Source organism: Antrihabitans spumae (genome assembly GCF_043944905.1).
Taxonomy (GTDB): domain Bacteria; phylum Actinomycetota; class Actinomycetes; order Mycobacteriales; family Mycobacteriaceae; genus Antrihabitans; species Antrihabitans spumae.
Map to the genome: position 1 here is coordinate 1 of NZ_JBIMSN010000094.1, position 20205 is coordinate 20205.

17 protein-coding genes are annotated in these 20205 nt (G+C 62.3%); 10 read left to right on the top strand and 7 right to left on the bottom strand.

Annotation, left to right across the window (positions count from 1 at the left end):
• Positions 1-245: 245 nt before the first annotated feature.
• Positions 246-605 carry a hypothetical protein gene (locus ACHIRB_RS20110; protein WP_395123619.1) on the bottom strand — a complete coding sequence of 120 codons (360 nt, stop codon included), beginning with the start codon at positions 603-605 and terminating at the stop codon, positions 246-248.
• Between the two features lie 716 nt (positions 606-1321).
• On the opposite strand from ACHIRB_RS20110, the gene ACHIRB_RS20115 reads away from it, so the two are divergent.
• Positions 1322-1606 (top strand): helix-turn-helix transcriptional regulator, encoded by a 285-nt coding sequence (locus tag ACHIRB_RS20115; RefSeq protein WP_395123620.1) that lies wholly within the window; start codon positions 1322-1324, stop codon positions 1604-1606.
• Between the two features lie 701 nt (positions 1607-2307).
• On the top strand, positions 2308-2757 hold the full coding sequence (locus ACHIRB_RS20120; protein ID WP_395123621.1) for a hypothetical protein: 450 nt from the start codon (positions 2308-2310) through the stop codon (positions 2755-2757).
• A gap of 71 nt (positions 2758-2828) precedes the next feature.
• Here the strand turns inward: ACHIRB_RS20120 and ACHIRB_RS20125 are convergent, their stop codons facing one another.
• Both ACHIRB_RS20125 and ACHIRB_RS20130 read right to left on the bottom strand, forming a co-directional pair.
• Positions 2829-3362, bottom strand: a complete 534-nt coding sequence (locus ACHIRB_RS20125) for a TerD family protein (RefSeq protein WP_395123622.1) — start codon at positions 3360-3362, stop codon at positions 2829-2831.
• Positions 3363-3425: 63 nt separating this feature from the next.
• The gene (locus ACHIRB_RS20130) at positions 3426-3725 is read right to left on the bottom strand and encodes a LuxR C-terminal-related transcriptional regulator (protein WP_395123623.1); all 300 of its coding nucleotides are present in this window, start codon (positions 3723-3725) and stop codon (positions 3426-3428) included.
• A gap of 387 nt (positions 3726-4112) precedes the next feature.
• On the opposite strand from ACHIRB_RS20130, the gene ACHIRB_RS20135 reads away from it, so the two are divergent.
• Entirely contained in the window at positions 4113-4547 is a 435-nt protein-coding gene (locus ACHIRB_RS20135) for a hypothetical protein (RefSeq protein WP_395123624.1), read from the top strand.
• A 160-nt stretch (positions 4548-4707) separates the two neighbouring features.
• On the opposite strand, the gene ACHIRB_RS20140 is transcribed toward ACHIRB_RS20135, so the two are convergent.
• Positions 4708-5475, bottom strand: a complete 768-nt coding sequence (locus ACHIRB_RS20140) for a hypothetical protein (RefSeq protein WP_395123625.1) — start codon at positions 5473-5475, stop codon at positions 4708-4710.
• A gap of 846 nt (positions 5476-6321) precedes the next feature.
• Here ACHIRB_RS20140 and ACHIRB_RS20145 point away from each other — a divergent pair.
• The 6 genes from ACHIRB_RS20145 to ACHIRB_RS20170 all read left to right on the top strand — a co-directional run bounded on the left by ACHIRB_RS20145 (position 6322) and on the right by ACHIRB_RS20170 (position 15335).
• The gene (locus tag ACHIRB_RS20145) at positions 6322-7746 is read left to right on the top strand and encodes a phenylacetate--CoA ligase family protein (protein WP_395123626.1); all 1425 of its coding nucleotides are present in this window, start codon (positions 6322-6324) and stop codon (positions 7744-7746) included.
• A gap of 160 nt (positions 7747-7906) precedes the next feature.
• On the top strand, positions 7907-9232 hold the full coding sequence (locus tag ACHIRB_RS20150) for a hypothetical protein (RefSeq protein WP_395127758.1): 1326 nt from the start codon (positions 7907-7909) through the stop codon (positions 9230-9232).
• Complete coding sequence (locus ACHIRB_RS20155) at positions 9229-10665, top strand: hypothetical protein (RefSeq protein ID WP_395123628.1); 1437 nt, start codon at positions 9229-9231, stop codon at positions 10663-10665. The genes ACHIRB_RS20150 and ACHIRB_RS20155 overlap by 4 nt, the downstream gene beginning before the upstream one ends.
• Positions 10662-11957: a hypothetical protein gene (locus tag ACHIRB_RS20160; protein ID WP_395123629.1), complete on the top strand. Its 1296-nt coding sequence runs from the start codon at positions 10662-10664 to the stop codon at positions 11955-11957. Before ACHIRB_RS20155 ends, ACHIRB_RS20160 begins: the two co-directional genes overlap by 4 nt.
• 676 nt (positions 11958-12633) lie before the next feature.
• Positions 12634-13722: a ThiF family adenylyltransferase gene (locus ACHIRB_RS20165; protein WP_395123630.1), complete on the top strand. Its 1089-nt coding sequence runs from the start codon at positions 12634-12636 to the stop codon at positions 13720-13722.
• A gap of 491 nt (positions 13723-14213) precedes the next feature.
• Positions 14214-15335 (top strand): hypothetical protein, encoded by a 1122-nt coding sequence (locus ACHIRB_RS20170; protein WP_395123631.1) that lies wholly within the window; start codon positions 14214-14216, stop codon positions 15333-15335.
• An 873-nt stretch (positions 15336-16208) separates the two neighbouring features.
• Here the strand turns inward: ACHIRB_RS20170 and ACHIRB_RS20175 are convergent.
• From ACHIRB_RS20175 to ACHIRB_RS20185, 3 genes are all read right to left on the bottom strand, one after another.
• Positions 16209-16406 (bottom strand): hypothetical protein, encoded by a 198-nt coding sequence (locus ACHIRB_RS20175; RefSeq protein ID WP_395127760.1) that lies wholly within the window; start codon positions 16404-16406, stop codon positions 16209-16211.
• Positions 16407-16417: 11 nt separating this feature from the next.
• Positions 16418-16993 (bottom strand): TerD family protein, encoded by a 576-nt coding sequence (locus ACHIRB_RS20180; RefSeq protein WP_395123649.1) that lies wholly within the window; start codon positions 16991-16993, stop codon positions 16418-16420.
• A 1716-nt stretch (positions 16994-18709) separates the two neighbouring features.
• On the bottom strand, positions 18710-19462 hold the full coding sequence (locus ACHIRB_RS20185; RefSeq protein ID WP_395123633.1) for a CHAP domain-containing protein: 753 nt from the start codon (positions 19460-19462) through the stop codon (positions 18710-18712).
• 317 nt (positions 19463-19779) lie between these two features.
• On the opposite strand from ACHIRB_RS20185, the gene ACHIRB_RS20190 reads away from it, so the two are divergent.
• Positions 19780-20181: a hypothetical protein gene (locus tag ACHIRB_RS20190; protein WP_395123634.1), complete on the top strand. Its 402-nt coding sequence runs from the start codon at positions 19780-19782 to the stop codon at positions 20179-20181.
• Positions 20182-20205 lie beyond the last annotated feature (24 nt).

Sequence of the window (20205 nt, forward strand, 5' to 3'; positions counted from 1 at the left end):
AGGTGGTCCCATGCACCTGGCAGAAATCAGCTCACAGTGGTCCCATGCTCATGGCAGACGACAGTAGGGACTTGATGTTCACCTCGGAGTAGTCAGTGTTTCGCCCGCGTGCCAAATAGGTACAGTTCCCGCCTCCATTGCCCCGGAGATCACCTTAAAGAAACAGGTGCTCGAAATGTTCGCGAGGGCGCGACGCGGTAGGCAAACCGGTCGCGATTTCGTGGGTAATGCCGCTGACCATTGTTTCAGCGACCAAGCGTAAACTGCGGTTGTCGAGCGTCGTAGCCGTACATGGGGCCCTGCTCGCGCCAACGATCGGGATTGATCGGTTCTGCGCGAAAGCGCCAGGATCCGAGGTCCTCGGGGACAAATTCTTTCCGAACTGTCTTGCTTCCAGCGTTACGAGCCTGTGCGTCGTGCGGACCAATGCAGAGGAATTCGTATTTCGGTTGATTCGTTCGAGTGCGGCGAGTTGTTCCCAAAAAATGCATCGACAAACCAGCGCCGCCGACCCGCCCCTCCTTCGCGAAGTTCGACAGGGGCAGTTCGACGCGGCCATCACTACCAAATGAGATTATCGAGATGCGGGCGATGTCAGTGAGCAACGGACTGCGTTGGACCTCGTCTTTGAGTTAGTGGAGAGCCTGGTTTACCGCTGGCATACCGCCTGACATCGACCCCGGAGACATCGAATATTAGATAGAAGGTAAGAGTCTAGGCGCCCTCTAAGGCGATGTCGTTGTGCATGTCAAAATGCCCTTCCTCGGCGGGAGTCGAGCAAGTATTTCAGTCTCATGGCACCGCGCGTGTCATCTAATCGATTGACATTCGGGCGGGTGGTTGCCCAATCTTTCTCCGTTAGGCCAGGTTTGGTCGCGCGGAGCTAAGGCATTGTGTTGCGAACTCGGCCCGTCGTGCACGACTTGCGTCGTGATCTAGCATCCTCGACTGGGCGGATGGCGGGTCGATTCGAAGGTATCGCCGTGGAAGTTGGCGCGTCGCCGAGCGATGGACGCGCATTGGTACGCAGACCCAACCTCACGTTCCGCGAGTCGTTAGCGATCAACCCACCGGCCGTCGTGTCGTCGACAGCCGTCGTCACTTCGCATGATTCGATAGATAATTTGCGCCTCGCGGCGGCCTTAGACCCATCTCGCGGGCGCCCACAGCATAGTGAGAGCGTTTGGTCTCACCTGAGACGGACGATTCCAAGGCGCAATAGTGACCTTCCGCAGAACCTCCGCTTTCATTGTATTCGGGAAGGGATTGCCACGCCTTGCGAGGTACAAGCGAGGTGCACCAAACAGCGAAGGATCGTTGCATGAGCACTACTGTATCCGCGAACAACCCGTCCGAGGCGGACGGGCCGCACCCGTATTCGAAGCCCACATTGAGTGATCGCGAGATCGAGGTCTTGCTGGCTTGGTTCAGCTGCGATACGAAGGCGAATGTCGGTAAGGGGCTATACATTTCGCTCGGAACAGTGAACACGCACCTGGCTCGTGTTCGTCAGAAGTACGAATGCGTTGGAAGGGCCGCCCCGACCAAGGCAGCGTTGGTGGCTCGAGCGCTGCAGGACGGACTAATCGATGTCAAAGACCTATGACGGCTGTCCGCCGTCCCGCTGCCGGAATCGGCTATCGATGCCCTCGGCAGCCAAGGCGGCGACGGTCGTAGAGGCAAGGAATTCTCCAAACGAGGATTCGTGGTCAACTGAGGGGCCGATTGTGTTGTGCAAACCTGTGAAGGATGCGGTCGCTACCGTCTGGCGGACTTCGAAGAGCACATCGACGGCAACATCGCCTTGCACGAATACGGCAATTCCGGCGATAGGATGTCCTCGCACCTCGTGGCGTCCCGACGCCTCATCGATTTCCGCGTCAGCGATGAGCGGGATGTCGATGGCCGTTACGTTGTCGAACGGTCAGTTTTTCTTGACAGGCCGAGAGTCTGGTCGCAACGAGGCATCGTGGACTGCGTCGATGAGCGAGCTAATCGCGATTTTCGCGACCGCGACCTCGAAGATCGGTTGATGCAGCACAAATCCAGGCTCCTCGCCAGCGCACTTATAGCTTGTGCCCGCGCGCCGACGGGTTCCAGTTGTCAGATGAAGTGCGACCACGCAATCGACTGTACAACTGTCCAATATGTAGCTGGCGCCGACCGTCGTGGTGCCGCGAACGTCAACGGGGTGGCCGAGGAAGCAGGTTGCCGCGCACAGGCAGGGGCTTGGCCGATAAAACACGGCCGCATTCGTCTGTGCACACGCGTTGTCGGTAATGCGGGAATTCGCGAAGGGGGTCGGAGGTGACGGGTAAGGTTGAGGGGAGCCCAGATTCGGCTGCGCGCTCAGAATTGGGATTGATTCGGGCAGCTGAAAATGTCGAATCGGATCCGCGCTGGGCGCAGTATATGCTCTGGTCGATCCCTGAATGCTCCGACGTCCGGGATGAAATTCTTGCTCGATCTGGCCGGCCAGTCGGCAGTGTCGATCGAGACAGGGTGCTGGCCACGGTGTTTGCCGCGTCGCGGGATAAGTTGTATGAACTCACAATTGATCGTGGCGACGTGAGCTGGGAAGAAACGAAACGCATTGTCGCGAGGCCGGATTTCGATCATCGCCTTCTTTCCGCCTTCTTGAGTACGAAAGGAGCGGTGGGTATCGCAATTAGCGACAAAATAGCGGCTTTCCTCAGCGTCCACGTTCCTGCGTCGGTTGTCCTCCGTGTGCGGTCCGGTGATTTCGACGTCAGGTAAGCGCACCGACTGCATTGGAATCCGTGAATTCCGCACAAACCATCCTGAGGGGAACAGGGACTTCCGCCAAGTCAACGCCGTGGTGCGAGAGATACCGGTGAGTCCGGATGGGTATCCGTGGCCTGAATTTTCACTCCGGTCGCGCGGGATTGCTCGCCGAAATCACGGTTTCGGAGCACGCGTCGCCGATCGGGTCGACTGCGCTGTGCAAGTCGCTCGGTCAACCACCCGGATGTACGATTTCCGGACTCGTCAGAATGTCCGCGTGTGGTTGTGGGCTCGGTAAAAACCGAGACAGTGAACACCGTTGGCACCTCGCGACCGACGTTGTTAAGGATGCGTTCGATCTCATCGTCATCGCCGTCTACGTCGCCGGTGAGGTTGGCACGTCTGGACGATCTCGTGGTCCGGTGCCTGTAGATTGTGGAGAACCCAAAACTGTTGTTGGACTGCATGTTTCGTCCTGCACCGCTCGCGATCGCACTGGCATCGAGGTCGAAATCTTTCCCGCTCGTCGCTCGAATGTCCAACAGATGCAGACCGGCAACGCCGGGAGAACCCGTTGGGTGACTGCACGCGACCGCGTACGTCAAACAGTAGGTCATGACCAGGGCAATGCCCGTGATATCACGATCCGGCCGCGTTCTGCCCTTGACCGGCCAGGTGAGTCACAGCTCGATCAGGAATACGATCCCATCCTGTAGCGCCCGGGCCAGCAACGCGGACTTGGTCGAGGCGGACCGCCCAGCTTCGGCGTACTTGGTGCGAATCCTAGAGATATGAGTGTTGACGGTTCCCATTGTGATGAATAGCTGCCCGGCAGCCTGGGTCTTAGTATCCGCGAACAGCCAAGTTCGCAACACCTCTTTCTCCCTGGTCGACAACGGGACTGGCGCGGGGACGCGGCCAGCGAATGGGCAGTGTTCGCAGGGTCCTTCGGTATTCGGGTTTTCGAGCTGTTCAATCACGCTTATTCCTCCGGGGTCAGTGCGTTCGTGAACGCACCGATTCCCCGCAGGACTGCACGCGTCTGTCAGAAACCCGATGGACACCGATCCGAGCCAACCCGCGACATAGACCCGCTACCCGAGCGCGCCAGACCACCTCAGCCTTTGACCACACTTGTCGGAAGAGGAGGTGACGTTCCCGATCGTGAATCGGATCCCGGAATCGTCGTCGCGCAGCGCCCCATTCATGCAAGACCGGCGGGTCGCGATTCTCGCAGAGCGGCAACGCTGTCGTACCTTGCAGGGTCAACTGCCTGCCCGGGGCTGTGGTCGCGGGGCTGATCGACGCTGTTCGAATCGGCAAAAGTTGCGCGGTTGAGCCAGATGTGACGGGGTGCCGCCGATGTGGTGACCGAATTCGATGTCCGCGTCTGCACCGGGCGATTGCTCGCCGGCGGCCTGCTTCCCATGGTCGCGCGGCGTCGATTGATTATGCCTGCCGCGACCGATGTGTTAGAGGCCTACCGAAATCTTGTGGACAAGTTCTACCGGACGATTCCGCAGTCGAAGGCGGGTCCGGTGTCGATTGACCGACCGCGGGCTATTGCCGATGACGAGGTTGCCCAGACGGCAATTGGTGTAGTTGTGGCTGGACTACCGCAGTCTGCGGCCGAGTTCATCAATGCCCACAACAAGGGTGGCGCAGAAACTGCATGGAGCGGTGGCTCTTTGGAACTGCCCGTCTACGTCACCGCGTTCTTGACGGACGACGTCCGTGACTGTGCTTTTAGTTCCTGCCCTCGTCGGAGATTCGCTAGATTGTTGGCACCCGACCGCGCTTGAAGTCGGCGTCGTTCACAGGCGACCATTCTTTCGTATTGCACGCTGGCGGGCTGGATCCGCGGGTGCGAGGTGGGCGGTTGCCTCAAGCACAACAGGCGGTGGCGTCGAGTCAGCCTCGGGCGGCCGTCGTCCCGCAATGGGGCGTGGGCCAGGAACTGCGTCAGGACTTTCCTTCGTCTGTCCCCTCGGCCTTCTTGCTCAGCCGATCGCGCAGTGCGCCTGCGCGAGCCTGTAAGTGTTGCGCATGCTGCGCGCGAGATTCGGATCCGTTGCCGTGCACTGGCGTCACCGGGATGCGGTGGGCTTGTGCCGTCGCGACAACAGCCTCGGATACACCGTCCAACTCGGCGAGCGCACCGGCGACGAAGAGGCCGCCAGACAATTGCTTCGTGCGGCCGAGCGATCCGCGATATACGATCTCGCAGGGAACCGCGCGAGCTTCGCTTGCAGGTCTGTTGAAGGCCGTGAGTGCGAGCGTCAACAATCCGTCAACGGTTTTGTGCACCAACCACTTGCGTCCCGGAACCGGTGGAAACAGACGGCGGATCCGATCCACTTCTTTGTCGATCACTACGTCGGGGAGTAGGTCGACTGCGCTGTGCAATCGAACTTCCACTACGTCCGACCACGGGATCGTCGTGCCGTCGAAACCCACCTCGGTCGGACTGACGACAACGGCGCCGATGGTATCGAGCGAATGCAACGCGCGCGCCGCTGGGCCGGGAAGCGAGGTCTGGCTGGCGACAAGCGCCCCGACCGACGCCTCCCATCGCTGTGTGACGGGCGCCGCTGGTTGCGGGATCGCAGCTAGCGCTCGCTGTAGCCAATCCTGCGGTGCGCCGGTCGAAATGTTCGAACGTTCCGCAGCACCGCGAATGGACTCGGCCCCGCGCGTGACCGTCGTGGCCAACTTGTCGCGTAGTCCCATCGGTGCAGCTCCTCGCGGGGTTGTATGAACGTTTGCAACTGTCCGACAAGTGTTTCACCGGAATCGAGGGCGCGAAGTCGGCTGTTTGGAGGACACCTCCAAACGAAGGTGCTTGGATCCCCGCCAGCATCGCTCAGAATGCGTCGGAGCCGAAGTGGAGTGACCGCATCGGCTACGCCATGTGTAGAAGTCCTCGGAAGTGGCGGGAATCGTGTTGGGCTCGACCTGCCCAGACCCGGGCAAGGTTCGATGCGAGTCTCGGGTCGTCGGTGCCCTCGACCGCGCAGATTACTACGGCCGGGAGGTTCGGCGTCCTCGACATCGACCGATAGAAGCAACGGCGGCAGGCCCCCGGGTTCGCTCCCTACGGGCGGGCGACCCGGGCGATTCGCGGCTGAACTCGAGCAACCTCGCTAAGCAGCTCCGAGTTCGCTTGGCAGCGTCGGTAAGCCGTTCGAGAACGTCTTTGACGTCTTTGTTTTGGGGCCCTTCCGACGTCTTGGTCGCCGCCAGCGAGCCGCGGTCCCACTGATTCGCTGGCATGTCAACCGTGGACCTTAAGGCAATCCCCACGGTGTTACCCAAACCGGTCTCGTATATGTCGATTGCGCGGCCGAGCGCGCGGCAGAGACAGTGCGAATCGTCGACGGCGTCCGCGGCGACAACTTCTTCGCATACCCGTCGTCGCCGCGAATCTGGGATTCCACCGACTTCCGCACCAGCGCCTTGTTGTCAAGCACCCGATCCACCCGTCGTTCGAGACCGGATCGGCATCGCAGATCGCAGCCGCCCGGGGAATCGGCCGTCCGTGCAAGGGGAGACCCCCTGCACGGAAGGAGAATCCACATGTCCGCACCGGTTTCACGGCTCGACGCCGTCGTTCCCGGCTTCACTCGCGCGCTGCGAATCTTCCACAGCGCTGCGGCTCAGGTGCCCGCCTATCGGGAGTTCCTCGGCGAGCACGGTGTCGATCCGGCCACGATTCGCACGCCCGGCCAGTTCGCGACCGTTCCCCCGGTCACCAAGGAGAATTACCTCCGGCGGTACCCACGCGCGTCATTGTTTCCGAATGGCGATATCACGCGCGCCGGGATCTGGTCCACAAGTTCCGGATCGTCGGGGAAACCCACCTATTGGCCCCGGAACGACCTCGCCGCCGAGCACGCGGCAGTTCTCTACGACCGTGTTTTCCGCAGCAGTTTCGCCAGCCACGAGGCGCCGACGCTACTCGTTGTCGGCTTCGCGATGGGCAATTGGATCGGAGGCACGTACACGCTCGGCGCCGGACTGGAACTGGCACGACGCGGCCACAGATTGTCGGTCATCGCGCCGGGAATCAACGTCGACACCATCCTCAACAATATCGCCGATTTGGGCGGCAATTACGAACGAATCGTCCTTGCCGGATATCCACCCTTTCTTAAGGACGTCCTCGACGCTGCCGGACCCGATGTGCTCGGGCATGACCTGCGGCTATTGATGGCCGGTGAAAATATCACGGAAACATGGCGCGACCATGTCCTCGGGCGAACTGGCGGACGAGCCGAACACACCAGCCTGATCTACGGCACGGCTGACGCAGGCATCATGGGTCACGAGACGCCGACCACGATCGCAATCAGGCGCGCCGCCCGAGACGATGAAGGTCTCGGCACTGCGTTGTTCGGGAACTGCACGGTGGCCCCAACCTTCGTCGAGTACGACCCGCGCTTGCGCTACACCGAGGTCGACGACAAGGGACGGTTGCTGTTCACGATCGACAACGCGATTCCGCTGGTCAGATACAGGATCAACGACGAAGGCAGCGTGCACTCGGCAGCGGACGTCGCGAGAATCCTCGGCGAATCAGAGCATGAACTGGCAATCAGCACTGCCGCGGACCATGGCGGGTTCATCGCGCTGCGCCGCAGATCGGACGTTGCCACCAGCTTTTACGCCATCAATCTGTACCCCGACAGCATCCGCCCCGTGCTGGAACGGAACGACATCGCCGACAGAGTGAGCGGCAAGTTCACGTTGCACAAAGAGGAATCGTTGGAACTCGGACCGCAGCTGGTGTTAGAGGTCGAGTTGGCACGGAACCGATGCGGCGATTCGGCACTCGAAGCGCTCCTGCGCGCGGAAGTAATCGCCGCGCTTACGCGGACGAGCACTGAGTATCGGGAACTCCTCGCGACGAAGGGCGCGGCCGCCAATCCGATGATCCGGTTGCACGTGTTCGGAAGTGAGGTCTTCCAGTACGACGTCAAGGTGTCGTGGGCGCAGTCCTAGTCCGAACGGCGGATCCGTCCCGAGTGGACGGATCGGCCGGTGTCAGTCGTTCGATTGGTTTTGCGGCTAGGGGTCGCGTTTGCCTGTCTCACTAGCGAGAATCTTGTTGCCAGGGGGGTTCGGTCCCAGCTGCGGTTCACGATATGGAGGAATGATGCCGGTGAACCAGCGCCCGCCGTGGCTGGTGCCGAATTGGTGGGCCGAAGACGTTGACTCGACGATCACAGGGCGCCAGTTCTTCGTCAAGATCCACGACAAGATCGGTCGGCCACGACCCAAGAAGGAACTCGTTGAAGTCGAGATGCCGGGTTGGGCTGGGATGCTCGCCGCGCGAGAGTGGGTGCGTCAGCGGTACGGCCCGACAGCTGCGCGGTTGGCGTGGCAGCGCCGCGAAGAATCGAGGGACGCCGACGCGTGGTTCGAAGTGTCGCGACTCGTCGTCGACTTCGTGGACCCACTGTCCCGGTTCACGGTCCAATTCATTGCGGCCGCGCACGATGCGCGCCCAGACTCACTGCCGTCCGATGCGTACGAATTAGTCCGTGGCGCTGAGCGGCGCGTACCGACTTATGTGCGCTCCGTCATGGCGGGCCCTGCGCGCGACGAAGCTATCGGTGGGGTCATCGATTCCGAGGACCGCGTCGATGCGTTTCTCGCCGACTTCGATTCTCGCCGTGACACTTATCTGCCTGTTGCGATCCGCGGCTTCGGATGGTGTCTACTCGACAAACTGCTCCACCTCGACGACCCGGAGGTCGAACGATCACTACGTAAGTGCATCGACAACATAACGGCACGATACGGCGATATCGAGAATCCGCCACGCCCGCTCACCGAGGACGAGGTGGCGTTCGTGCACGCGACGCTACTTGCCGAGTTCGACGCTGACCCCGCACTCCGACAGCTCGACACCGGCGAGGCGTACGAGCGTGCGGCGAAAACGCTTGGAAATCGACTGATCCTGGGCCAAAGGGTGACCCGGACACGCATCGTCAGGGCGCACCTAAAGTGGATTGAGAAAGACGAGGCCCGACGCGAAGCGAAATCCGCTATTCCGAAGGAATTCGTACCCGAGCCTCCGCGATCGGATCGATCTACGCTGGACAACAAACTCGCGCGCGCACACGCGCAACTAATGACATTCCCTGAGTATCACGACGACCGCGTCAGTTGGGAACGCCACCTCGCGCTGAAGATCCTCGACAACCCGCTAGTGATGCACGCCGCCGACACGATCGATGAGCTGGTTGATCAGGCGTGGCATAGCATCGACGATCCACCCCCGACGCATGCCGTATCTGCGGACACGGCTTCGGCGGGAACGCTTGTTAAGGCGTTTCTTGTGATTGCGGCTGACGAGGCAAACCCCGGCCGGCCGTCGACAGGCAATGCGACCGACGACTACGCCAAGCGGCTCCAAGCCACACGCAAACTACTCGATGATCATCGGAAGATGATCAACAGCGGCGAGGATCTGGACCGATGACGACAGTGCACGAACACGTCCCGGTCCCCGGAGTCCTCACCGTTGATGTAGACGGCGCTGCCGAATGGTGGTCCGCGCGCGTCGCTGCGGTCGGGCTGGTCGAGGTGGTCGTCGGCGACTCCTGCACGGTGCGAGTCGATTCGAGTCGTCCCGCCGTGGTGCTCGGTTGGACTGTCGGCGCGGGCGCGGACCCGGACCCGCTGGGCCGCGCCGTCGCGAACATGGCTTTGGCCGAACTGATCACGAGTCTGCGCGGCAACGGCAAATCTGTCCAAATCGTGGACGGTCCAGTGCTTGCTGAACCGTTCGAGCACCTCGCCGCTGTCACCGCCGTCGCACGGTGGACGCTGCGCCCAGTCAACGCCGGCGCGCTACTTCTCGACCGGGCTGTTGCGGCGGAGATGGTCGGCAACCGCGGAGAAGCCTGGCGGCTGTTCTCCTATGCCGAAGACGCCTTACTCGACTTCGCCGAGATGTGTTTGCAGAAAGGCGGTTCGAGTGCGATCGGCGATCGACTCGTCGCGGCACTTGCCGCAGCCCAGACCTGCGGGCTGGACGGCCCTTATATCGACGGACTGCTCGCACAGTTGGAGCAATGGTCGCCGATTGCGGACGCAGACCTGGTGAAGGCCTTCTCGGATTGGCGCAACGCCGAAGTCGTCGGTGCAGTCGGAGCCGCAACCGACATGGGCAACGGGCCCTCGGGGGGCGACCCAGATCTTTTCGTCACGACCTCATATCTGGACATCGAGGCGATCCCGCCGAGGGTGATCGCGTGGGAAGGCGCGGCCAAGCCGGAGTTGCTTATCGAATACCACAGGGCCCAAGACCGCGCCATTGTGACAGCGTCGCTGGCGGCTGGCGTCGACGCGGTATCGCAAGAGGTTCGCCAGCTATTCGCCTATCTCTGCGACAAGGAGACCGGGCGAGTCGTCGCCACAGCACCGATGACGGTGACCGGGGGATCGGTCAGTGCGAACCTGCCGGGAATGGGTCTGACCGTCGATCAGCTCTACGCCGGCCTGTTCAAGACCGGGGTGCGCATCGAATCGCTGCGGACCGATCCGGTCGGGCGTTGCTTGGCCGAGGTCGACCGGCACATGGTGGACGCCTGGGGCCATGCGAGGTCTGCGGTGGCGGTCGGGTTCACCCTTCCGCCGACGGCCTACGATGCCAAGCGACGCGTCGCGATGCGGACGAGGGCCACCCAATTGCGGATGGCTCAAACAGCGGCGCAGAACGCGAGCACACTCCTCACCCGTGAAATCGAGGCGCGCGGTGATTCCGATGCTGACTCGGAAGCCGTCAACGCGTTGCTGCGGGCGCGACTTGACGCAGTCGAGGAATTCGTCGAGGACCTCGGTAATTTCGCTGCGGCACAAGGACATCTATTGCTCACCGAGTTGATCGCGCCCGATCCGGACGACGAGTGATACGCGCAGACCGGGACCCGGCGCAGACCCTTCTGGTCCGCGCAGCCGATGCGGGCGACACCTACCTGTCATGGCGCTGGCTCGACGAGCCAGCAAAACCCGACTACGAGGTGCTGCTTGCTGCCCAACTCACGAACGTTCTCGGTGGCCTGGATGCGGCGTTGGTCGGACGTCGTTCCGGGTCGGCGTCCGATCCCGCGCACACGGCGTTGGTCGCCGGAGCGTTTGCGGATCCAGTGCGCGAACACTCGTTGGCGTGTGCGCTGACCGATTGCGTGCTACCCGCGCGGTTGCGACGCGAAATCGCCGACCGGGCGAAACGGGCGCGGGTTGGATTCCGGATCACCCCGAGCCCACGCCTGGCGCGAGTGCCGTGGGAGTTGCTGTGTGTCGACGAGGAGAGTCGTCTCATCGAGGTCGCCGACGTGACGTACGACCCGCCGGCTGCGGTGCACGCAGGTCGTTCCGCGATGCCGGACGACTGGTCCAACGTCCGGGAGCATCCCGCTGTACTGATCGTCGACCCGGTGCTCCCCGCTGCTGTGCTCGGGGATCTGCGCGCTGTGCTCACTTACGCAGACGGGCTCATCTGGAGCGAACGACTCGTCGACCATCTTGTCGCGAACCGGATCTCGTTGGGCGACTCCGCGCGGGCTCTGCACGCGAAAATCGACCGCGGCCATCTCAGCGTCGCACTGAAGCAACCGCGATCGCGGTTGCTGTACTTCGGGCACGTCACCGCTGCGATCGACCAACCCGGTTCCGCGGCAATACATCTAGACGACACGACCACTCAGTGGGGCGTGCCCCCAGCTGGTGTCGAGTACGGCGATCACCGTCCGCTGACCGCCCTCGACCTGTTGTTGGGCACGCGCCTCGACGGGCCCGGCAGCTGGACGAAGTTCGGTAGCGATGGCCCGCAGGACGGGCACGAACTATGGCCGATGCCGTCACGGGTCGCGATCATTGCCTGCGAGGGCGGTGCCGACTACCGATCGATGGAGACCTTCGGATTGGTGATCGCGATGATCAACTCGGGTGCTGAACTCGTCACTACGACTCGTTGGATCTTGCCGAGCGACAACGCTTTTCGGAGCGTCGGGATCGACACACAGCCTGCAAGCGAACTCGGGTTACGGGTCGACGCCGCGCACGAGCTCGATGATCCGTTGGCCGACCTGACCGCCTGGCAGGTCGACCGATTGGACCGATGGCGTTCCGACGGCGACTTGGCTGCGACGCCGTTGGTGTGGGCGTCGCTCACACACACCTTGGCGCCGCGCCGAGACTAACCTTCTCGCGTCAACCTAGACCTCGTCGCGACAGTCGACTGTGCGGCCAGTATGCCGTACTTAGCGATCGCGACGCCGCCCAGCGCGAGCACCCGTAAATTGCGCGACGGCGTGCACCGCCCGAAGCGCCAGGGTCGCAACGATCACGCGCATCGAACCATTCGTCGGTAGCAGTCCGAACGCGATGTGGGAGGACTGGTGGATGCGCGTTTCGATCACCCCGAACGAGGGCGAAACTCGGCGTTAAGTGAGGGCTTGCCCGCAGCGCGATCGGCGAATCTTTATTGCTGCCAATGCGAATGCGAGGGCACGGAGGACGAACAGCAGGGCAAGAACGCCCACCGAAGTTCCCGGGACTCCTGTCGCTTCTGGTTTCTTCGATGGACGTCGAGGTGCCTGCGACACTGCGCATCGCGCCGTCCAACGAGTAGGCGAGATCCACTACTGCCTTAGGTACCCGGTGACGGAGCTGCCACGACACATGCCGACGGCGACCAGGAACACGTCCGACGGACCGTCGTTGGGCGCCGGTACCGCTAGCGCAACGCGGGTTGCCGCTGTGACCGATGTCCTTGAATCAGCCGTTCGAACGACACTCCGGGGAATCGGTAAGGCAGTGCCACATGGCAACCGAACAGCCGGCGCAGACTGCCGGCCGCTGGATGGGACGGCCACAATGATCGAAATTCTCGACCCCGCAACGGATTCCGCACAGATCGAGGCGGTATTGGCGCCGGGTTCCGGCTACACCCTCGTCGACGCCTGGGAACTCGCCCAGAGCGAACTCGCCGCGATTGACGCGTTCCCGAACATCGATGGAGCCGAGCCGGGCAACCCTGTTACGCCCCGGTTCGCGGTTTTCCCATGGCGCCAAGCGGTGGTGAAGCTTCCGGACTCCGAGCAGTTCCTGAGACTGCGGACCGCACGTAACCGTTACCTGATCGACGGCGGGGAGCAGCGCAAGTGGTCCTCCGCACTCGTCGGGATAGCAGGATTGAGTGTGGGGGCGTCGGCACTGTCGGTGTGCGCGCTCACTGGCGCACGGCGATTTCGGCTCGCCGACCACGACACACTCGGCTTCACCAACCTGAACCGGCTCGTCGGCTCGGTGTGCGACATCGGAGTTGCTAAGCTCGATATAGCACAGCGGCGAGTTCTCGAAGCTGATCCGTATAGCGAGATCACTCCGTTCCACGCCGGTTACACGAGCGAATCCGCCTCGGGCTTCCTGGGAACCGCCGGCGAGCCGCTGTCCGTTCTCATCGAGGAGATGGATGACCTAGCCGCGAAGGTGGATATCCGGATTCGCGCGCGGGCGGCCAGGATTCCGGTCGTGATGGCAACCGACAACGGGGATAGCGCGATTCTCGATGTCGAGCGGTACGACCTCGACGCGAGTTACCCCCTTTTCCACGGGCGTGCGGACCGCGTCGAAGCACTTACGCCTGAGCAACTCGAGGACCAGGGGGAACGGATCCGAATCGTCGGCGGGATCGTCGGCACCGACATCACGCCGCGGACGCGATATTCGCTGACGCAAGTCGGGCGGACGCTGCCGTCGTGGCCGCAACTCGGTACTGCCGCAACTATTGCGGGCGCGGCCGCCGCCTACGCCGCGCGTCTGATCGTATGCGGACACGCGTTGTCCTCAGGGCGCTATCGCATCGACATCGATTCGGCGGTGTTGGGTGCCCGTGCTGGACGCGCTCAGCGCTGGAATGAATTGGACGAGGCGACCTTCCTTGAGACTCTCGCACAGCGGTAGTCGGGCGAAGCAATTCAGCAACGACGATTCGTAATTAGGGCCGCGATCTCGCCGACAGGTTTGTTGTCGCCGAGCACGCCGCTGTCTTGGCCCTAGTTGGACGATCGCGCACGTTTCGTGCAGCTGCGATCGGCGCCGAGACATTGGAACAAGGTTTCGCGGCTGATCCCGAGGTCTCTGCGCGGCTGTCAGCGATTTCTTCCGGCCTTTGAAGACGGCCTCGCGTTTTGGCTTGGGCGATCCCGCTGCAGCTCCACAGATGAGCGCGCGTTCGAATTCGGCGAACGCGCCCATGAAGGAGAGATGATGGTCGCCATTGGTGAGTCGGTGCCTGCGCCTGATCACAACCTGTAGTTGCGGCCACCATGGATCCCGCTCGGCAAGATTAGCCTTGGAGTCGGACACCACCTGGACCTGGGGAAGAGACTATGCCTGAACGACGGCCGAGTCCACGCGACCCGAGCAAAATCGTAGGGCGCGTGGAGCACTCGATGCGCCATTACTCCCTCGACGATTGGGACGAGGGAGTCGTACTCGCCGCATTAGGCGAATGGTTTCAAGCGCTCGACATTCCGATGCCCGGCAGGATCGTCGTCGATCTGAAACCAGACTCGGGCAATTTGAATGATGGTCCCGGTACCGTTTCGTTGCTCGACGAACTCAAGCGGCGCATGACGGGGTACGCCTCGGCTGATCTCGCACTGTGGGGCGTAGCGTACGAACACCTCAGGGTTTCCAGGGAGAGGATCGGCCGCGACCAGTTGGGGTTGCTGGTTCCGAGCCACCTCGCACACGTGGCCGCTGCGCTGCGCAAAGGCGAGAGTGCGCTGGACTTGCGCGCGCTGGCGGCGAACATGCTGACCGCATTCACCAACGGACTACTGGGTGTGAGTGTCGGGCCGGACGCTGTCCACCTCGTGCGACGGCCCGCGATGCACCGCATTGGGGGTCGGCTGCACCGCGTGGACGGACCCGCACTCGAATGGGCTGACGGCAGCCGGTCCTTCTTTCTGCGGGGCACGCAATTCACCGAAGCGGAACACGGTATGGCCTCGTCGCGGTCGTACACCGCAGCGGACGCCGTGGCGATCAGAAACCACTGGAAACGTGCGGCCGCCATTGCCATGTTGATGCCGGAGGAAAAGTTGCGCGCCTTGGACGCCTCGCTGCCGGGTGAGTGGGAGGTCGATGAACAGCATAAGTGGGCGCCGACGCCGCAGATCGGGACGGCCGCCGCGACGTGCGTGCTGTGGAGGAGTCCAGCCGCATTGCGACCCATGAGTGAGGCGTTCGAGCTCGTGGAGACCATCGCACACGAGGTCGGCCTGTGGCGCCATGTGCTGAGATGCCGCTGCTGCGGAGGCAAGTACTTCTTCCAGTTCTACGAGCTCGAAGACGACTGGGACCACGACAATGAGTATTACTGCACGTGGGTGCCGTACGAAACGGACGCGGAACTCGCGAGGATCGTGACTGACCAGTCGAAGGATCTTGCCGAGTACACGCCACGGCTATGTGGCTACTACAGGCTCCTCGATGGCCACGACAACGTCTACTGCCTTGGCGCCAACCCGACTCTGCACTGGGTAGTCCTACCCCATGTTCCTGGGTGATTCCGCAATTCGAATCCATCCCCGAACGCAATCGGCTCGTCGTGCGCCAGTGTGAGCATCGCCGGTCCGAGATCCTTTACGATCTGCCTCACCGTGGTATTCGAAACTGGCGACGATCCCTCTGCCGCAGGAAGTTTGGCGACATGGCGGGTGATCGTCGCCCGCTAGGAATGGGGTTGCGCAACGCCATCTCCTCGATCGCGTGGATCGGGCGTGCATCGGTCTCACGGCTGGTGACCGGGAGAGCTGTGGAGGCGAGGCCGCCAATCCGGATTATCGGTAGCGGTTGCAACCACGCGGGCTATGGTTGTCGACCTACTGGCGACGATTGTGCATCCACAATTGTCGGCGCGAATCTGAGAGAGCGCTTCGCGAGGCGGGGCTTGTTGCCAGCGGCGATCCTTCGGAACTGGCACGCCTAACGTCACCGACTCGACCTGTGGGGTGAGACCGACATCCCGCAATTGGGCGTCGACCGTCACGCTCGACCCGCCGCAGCAACCCCGTGCGGCCCGATCGATAAACTGCCCTTCCCCGCACGGAATCAGCTCACGATTCCGGGTGGGCACACATGCTCCGACTCCGGTCGCAGGTTTGAACGCAGGGCTCTGCAGCCGAGATCCGACCATCTGAAAACCCAGCGCCGAGCCAAAGGCTGCCGCACGCCAGAGGCCGGCCGACGCTGCGGCGGACTCAAGAGACAGACGAACATGCAAACGGGCAAATTAGATCAAAATGGACTCGAATAGGTGAACTCAAACCCCTGACAAGCGGGAACACCCCGGGACCTACGCGGTTGCTCGGATCGGTAACCCAGGCACATCGGACGTGCGGTGGTTAGACGTCGATTCTCGAAGTCATACGGGTTGCGACCTATCGCTCGGTGAGCTGATGTTCGACCTGGATCGAGCTTCCGCAATCCCGCGCTGTCATCGAGAGAAGTGGCCGTAGATAGACAAGAACGTCGATGTAGGACACGAAGTCGGCGACGCCAATCGACGGGGCGAGCCGGCTCAGCCCCGCCATCTGTGCGCAGTTCCGACGATGCGGCACGGTTCCACCCTTCGTCATGGCCAGGCCCATCAGCCGACATCCACGCCGTAGTCCCTCGCGATTCCGGCGAGCCCGTTCGCGTACCCCTGCCCGATCGCACGGAACTTCCATTCGTCGCCGCGACGATATAATTCGCCGAACACCATCGCGGTCTCGGTCGACGCATCTTCGGTCAAGTCGTAGCGCGCGAGTTCACGATCCGTCGACCGGTCGACGACGCGGATGAAGGCGTCGCGCACCTGGCCGAACGACTGACCACGCGCATTCGCGTCGTAGATGGACACGGGGAAGAAGATGCTGCTGACTGCGTTCGTGATCGTCGTGAGGTCGATTTCGATTACTTCGTCGTCCCCATCGCCCGCACCGGTTAGGTTATCTCCGGTGTGGACGATGGCCCCGTCCGGCGACCGTAGGTTGTTGAAGAAGACGAAGTACGTGTCCGACAGGACGCGATTGTCGGAGCCGGTCGCGATCGCGCTCGCGTCGAGGTCGAACTCGATGCCTGCCGTGGTTCGGACATCCCAGCCAAGTCCGACGGATACCGATCGAAGTCCGGGTGCCTGCTTCGAAAGTGAGACGTTGGCGCCTTTGGTCAATGACGAAATTGTTGATGGCGATCGTGGGGTCGCTGACGGCACTGCGCTAGGTTCGGCTGCCGCAGCGTCGGTGGGCGCAAGCGTGGCCAGGACGTCGAGCACGGCATCGCCGAACGCACCTCGGGGGGTGAGTCTTGGAGCGAGAGTGCCGCGTCGGCGGCCGTCGTGGACCTGGGGTTCGTGGACCTCGCCGCGTTCCATCCGCATGACGTCGTCCTTCGCCGTCACCGACCGGATTTCGGTGAGCACCCCAGTTGTCCAACGCGTGTAGTCCCAATTTGTTCGCGCGGGATGCGGGAGCTGCGAATAGGTGCGCTTCTCAAGCAGCGCGGCATGTAGTGTCCCGTCCTCGGCGAGCAGCCAAACGGTCTCGTCGCTTCCCGTGTGCGCGTAGTCGCCGCTGCCGTCCTCGAACTCGTAGGAGAGATGAGAGGCGAGGAGCCAGCCGCGGATTTCGGCCGGCTCGTTCGGTCGCCAATCATCGGTCCTCCAGTCCTGCGGCGCTGCCCCGACTGTGCCGAGAAGGCGGGCGGTGCGGCGCGCTTTCTCGACGATTTCGGCAAATCTCGCGTCGGACGCAGAGGCGATGTAGTCGTTGAGCGTTAGTACTCCGTCAGACGTCTGTCCGGTCGCAGCAGCTATTGGCGGATCGGAATTCGCCGGTGCGGGAACAGGGCGCGTGCCGAGCTGCTGAAGCCGGTACGCGTTCGCCGAGATCTCCCAACCAATGGTGCTGATTTCCTCGTAGGTCATCTGCCGTGCGATCCGGAGCTCCAGTTGCACCATTCCGTTATCGGTGACCTTGACGCTGTATGGCGCGACGTCCTCCCTCCGGATCGCTTCGAGGAGCCGGGGGTCGGGATTGCTTGTAATCAGGCACGACAGCGAATAACAATCGGGGTACGGGCCGAAGAGGACGACCAAGTCCTCGTCGTCGGCGACCGGAAACTTTGCCCTAAAAATCCCGATTCCCAGCGGCTGCCAGCCGTTGGCGCGCAGTGCCCGGGTCACGGTGCCGGGGACGTGGAGCGGTGTGTCGGACCGGCGGAGGTGACCGAGTCCCGGCAGTGACCAGAGGGGTACAGGGTCGGCGGTCCGGAAGATGTCGGCGAATCCGATCGGCGCTTCGGCGGTGCCGCTCGAAAGTGTGCTGTCGAACTGCCACGGAGGCGGAACGGTGCCGTGGGGCATTTCGCTATTCGCGACGAGTTGCATGAATTCGTTCATCCCTTGGAAGCAGTGCACGACGATCGCAGAGCCAGCGGGGCCGTCGACCGCCGTCCAGAACCGTTCCTCGCGGCCGGCAAGGGCACCGACATAGGCGCCGCTCGAGTCAAGCAGACGGGTGCCATCGAACAGTCGCGACGCCTGCGTCACGGCGGTGAAGCAGGCAGCTATATCGCCAGGGCCGTAGAAGAACAGGTTGAGTCCAGCGTCGTGAATACCGATGTACAGCTGCTGCCTGGGATCGTATTCAAGCCCGGGGTCGTCGAGCGTCACACGCTCCGTTTCAACCGACGGCGGCGCCTGCGGACGCCCACCGCCTCTTCCGAAGATTCCCATGGCACTTCCTTCCGATCCGATCGGGCGACAGTCGAAGTCGATTATCGTTGCGCCACATGCATTTCGAATGTCCATCGAACAATCGACATGCGTTGTGTCGACTAGGCCAGATCGGGCTGTCGACCGGAATGGCGGCGCCGCGGTGCCGCCGCCCCGCTTCGTTCAGGGAAGCAGGATGTATGACATCCCGGGCACGTCCTTGATCGTGCGGGTCGACCATTTGCCGGGGCCTGCGGTGGCGTTCATCTCCGTGGTGGTGATGTAGAGGCCATCACTCCGGCGGGCAACGGAATCCACCCAGGCGACGTGGCCGGCGGGTCGGTCGGCTCCGTGTACGCCGGGCTGGAACACGACGATCGAGCGTGCCTGCGCATCGTCGACGACGGTCCAGCGGGCCGCACGCGCCGACGCCGCCCAGTCCTTCGCATTGCCCGCTAGCGCTGGGTAGTGCTTGCGACCGGAGGCATTGAACCACTTGTCGTACGCGCCCCATGTGCATTGGCCGGACACGCCGGTGTTGCTCGCGCGGGTCAAGCCGGTTGCACGGCTGCTCGTGGCTGAAACGGAAGTTTGGCCATCGCCGCAGACCGGCACAACCGGGTTGTTTGATCCAGTCTCAAGCATGGCATCGGTGACGTATCCGCCGTTGTCGAGCCGATTCCAGATGTTGGTCGTGACGCGGTAGGGGCCACCGCTGAAATTCGCACCACGAACGTGGCACAAGATGGTGATTCGTGTCCGGTTGGGGATCGTGCGCACGATGTTGCTGGCGGTCGTGGGCGCCTCACGGACATTGATTTTTCCCGCACCGGTGTTGACAGTGACGACACGGCTGTCGGCGTGTGCCTCGCCAACACCAGTGACCACGCCGATTCCGACTGCCGCCAATGCGATGGCTGTACTGAACTTGCCCATGATGGGATTCGCCCTTCAGATCGGGCAGGTATTGGTCCTGCCGGCTGAAGACGAACCGATTCCCCGGAGCGCCGAAACACAGTCCCCGGTTGCAATTCAGCTGCGCGAGGGCTGGCTGTCCGACGAACGACCGACAGTCAACAGCCGTCTTCTGTGGAATCGTGATGACTGCGGGTCGGAGCATTGACTTTAGTATGTTCGGGCGCATGCAACTAGGAATGTGCGCCGGGCTGAATTCGACAACTGGCCCGGTCGCGGGGCACTACCGATATGTCGAAGGGTGCAAACCACTCACAACTACTCGCTGGAGTCAACAAATGGCCAAGCAGGTGGGATCCATCCTGACGGCGGCTGCGCCGATCGCACAGGTGGCGGCCGCGGTACACAAGGCGGTCTATCAGAAACCTAGGCGGAGCTTCAAGTACCTATTGATGGTCGGTATGGGCGAGAGCTGGTCGATCGAGCGGCTTGGGCTGTCCGATCCTCGTCGATACGACGGCGCCAATCCAGTACCGGCCTATGACTTGGTCGATGCGCTCGGTATGTCGATCCATGTGACATACAGGCAAGATGGCGTAGGTACTAGCGCAGCCATTGTCGGATTCGGATTCGATCCCCCCAAAGCGGCGATTCTCCATTCCGAGAAGTTCGCCCAGCGTACGGCAGAGTTGCTTGCGGAAGTCGGAGTGCAAGCCAGCGTCGACAAACTCAAGGCCTGAGAATGGACATACGTTTCGCCCGAA

Bases quoted from the DNA above. Each gene is read 5' to 3' on its own strand.
- ACHIRB_RS20165 (WP_395123630.1), top strand. From the start codon at position 12,634: ATGATCGAAATTCTCGACCCCGCAACGGATTCCGCACAGATCGAGGCG.
- ACHIRB_RS20170 (WP_395123631.1), top strand. From the start codon at position 14,214: ATGCGCCATTACTCCCTCGACGATTGGGACGAGGGAGTCGTACTCGCC.
- ACHIRB_RS20140 (WP_395123625.1), bottom strand. From the start codon at position 5,475: ATGGGACTACGCGACAAGTTGGCCACGACGGTCACGCGCGGGGCCGAG.
- ACHIRB_RS20155 (WP_395123628.1), top strand. From the start codon at position 9,229: ATGACGACAGTGCACGAACACGTCCCGGTCCCCGGAGTCCTCACCGTT.
- ACHIRB_RS20190 (WP_395123634.1), top strand. From the start codon at position 19,780: ATGGCCAAGCAGGTGGGATCCATCCTGACGGCGGCTGCGCCGATCGCA.
- ACHIRB_RS20125 (WP_395123622.1), bottom strand. From the start codon at position 3,362: ATGACCTACTGTTTGACGTACGCGGTCGCGTGCAGTCACCCAACGGGT.
- ACHIRB_RS20185 (WP_395123633.1), bottom strand. From the start codon at position 19,462: ATGGGCAAGTTCAGTACAGCCATCGCATTGGCGGCAGTCGGAATCGGC.
- ACHIRB_RS20115 (WP_395123620.1), top strand. From the start codon at position 1,322: ATGAGCACTACTGTATCCGCGAACAACCCGTCCGAGGCGGACGGGCCG.
- ACHIRB_RS20175 (WP_395127760.1), bottom strand. From the start codon at position 16,406: ATGACGAAGGGTGGAACCGTGCCGCATCGTCGGAACTGCGCACAGATG.
- ACHIRB_RS20145 (WP_395123626.1), top strand. From the start codon at position 6,322: ATGTCCGCACCGGTTTCACGGCTCGACGCCGTCGTTCCCGGCTTCACT.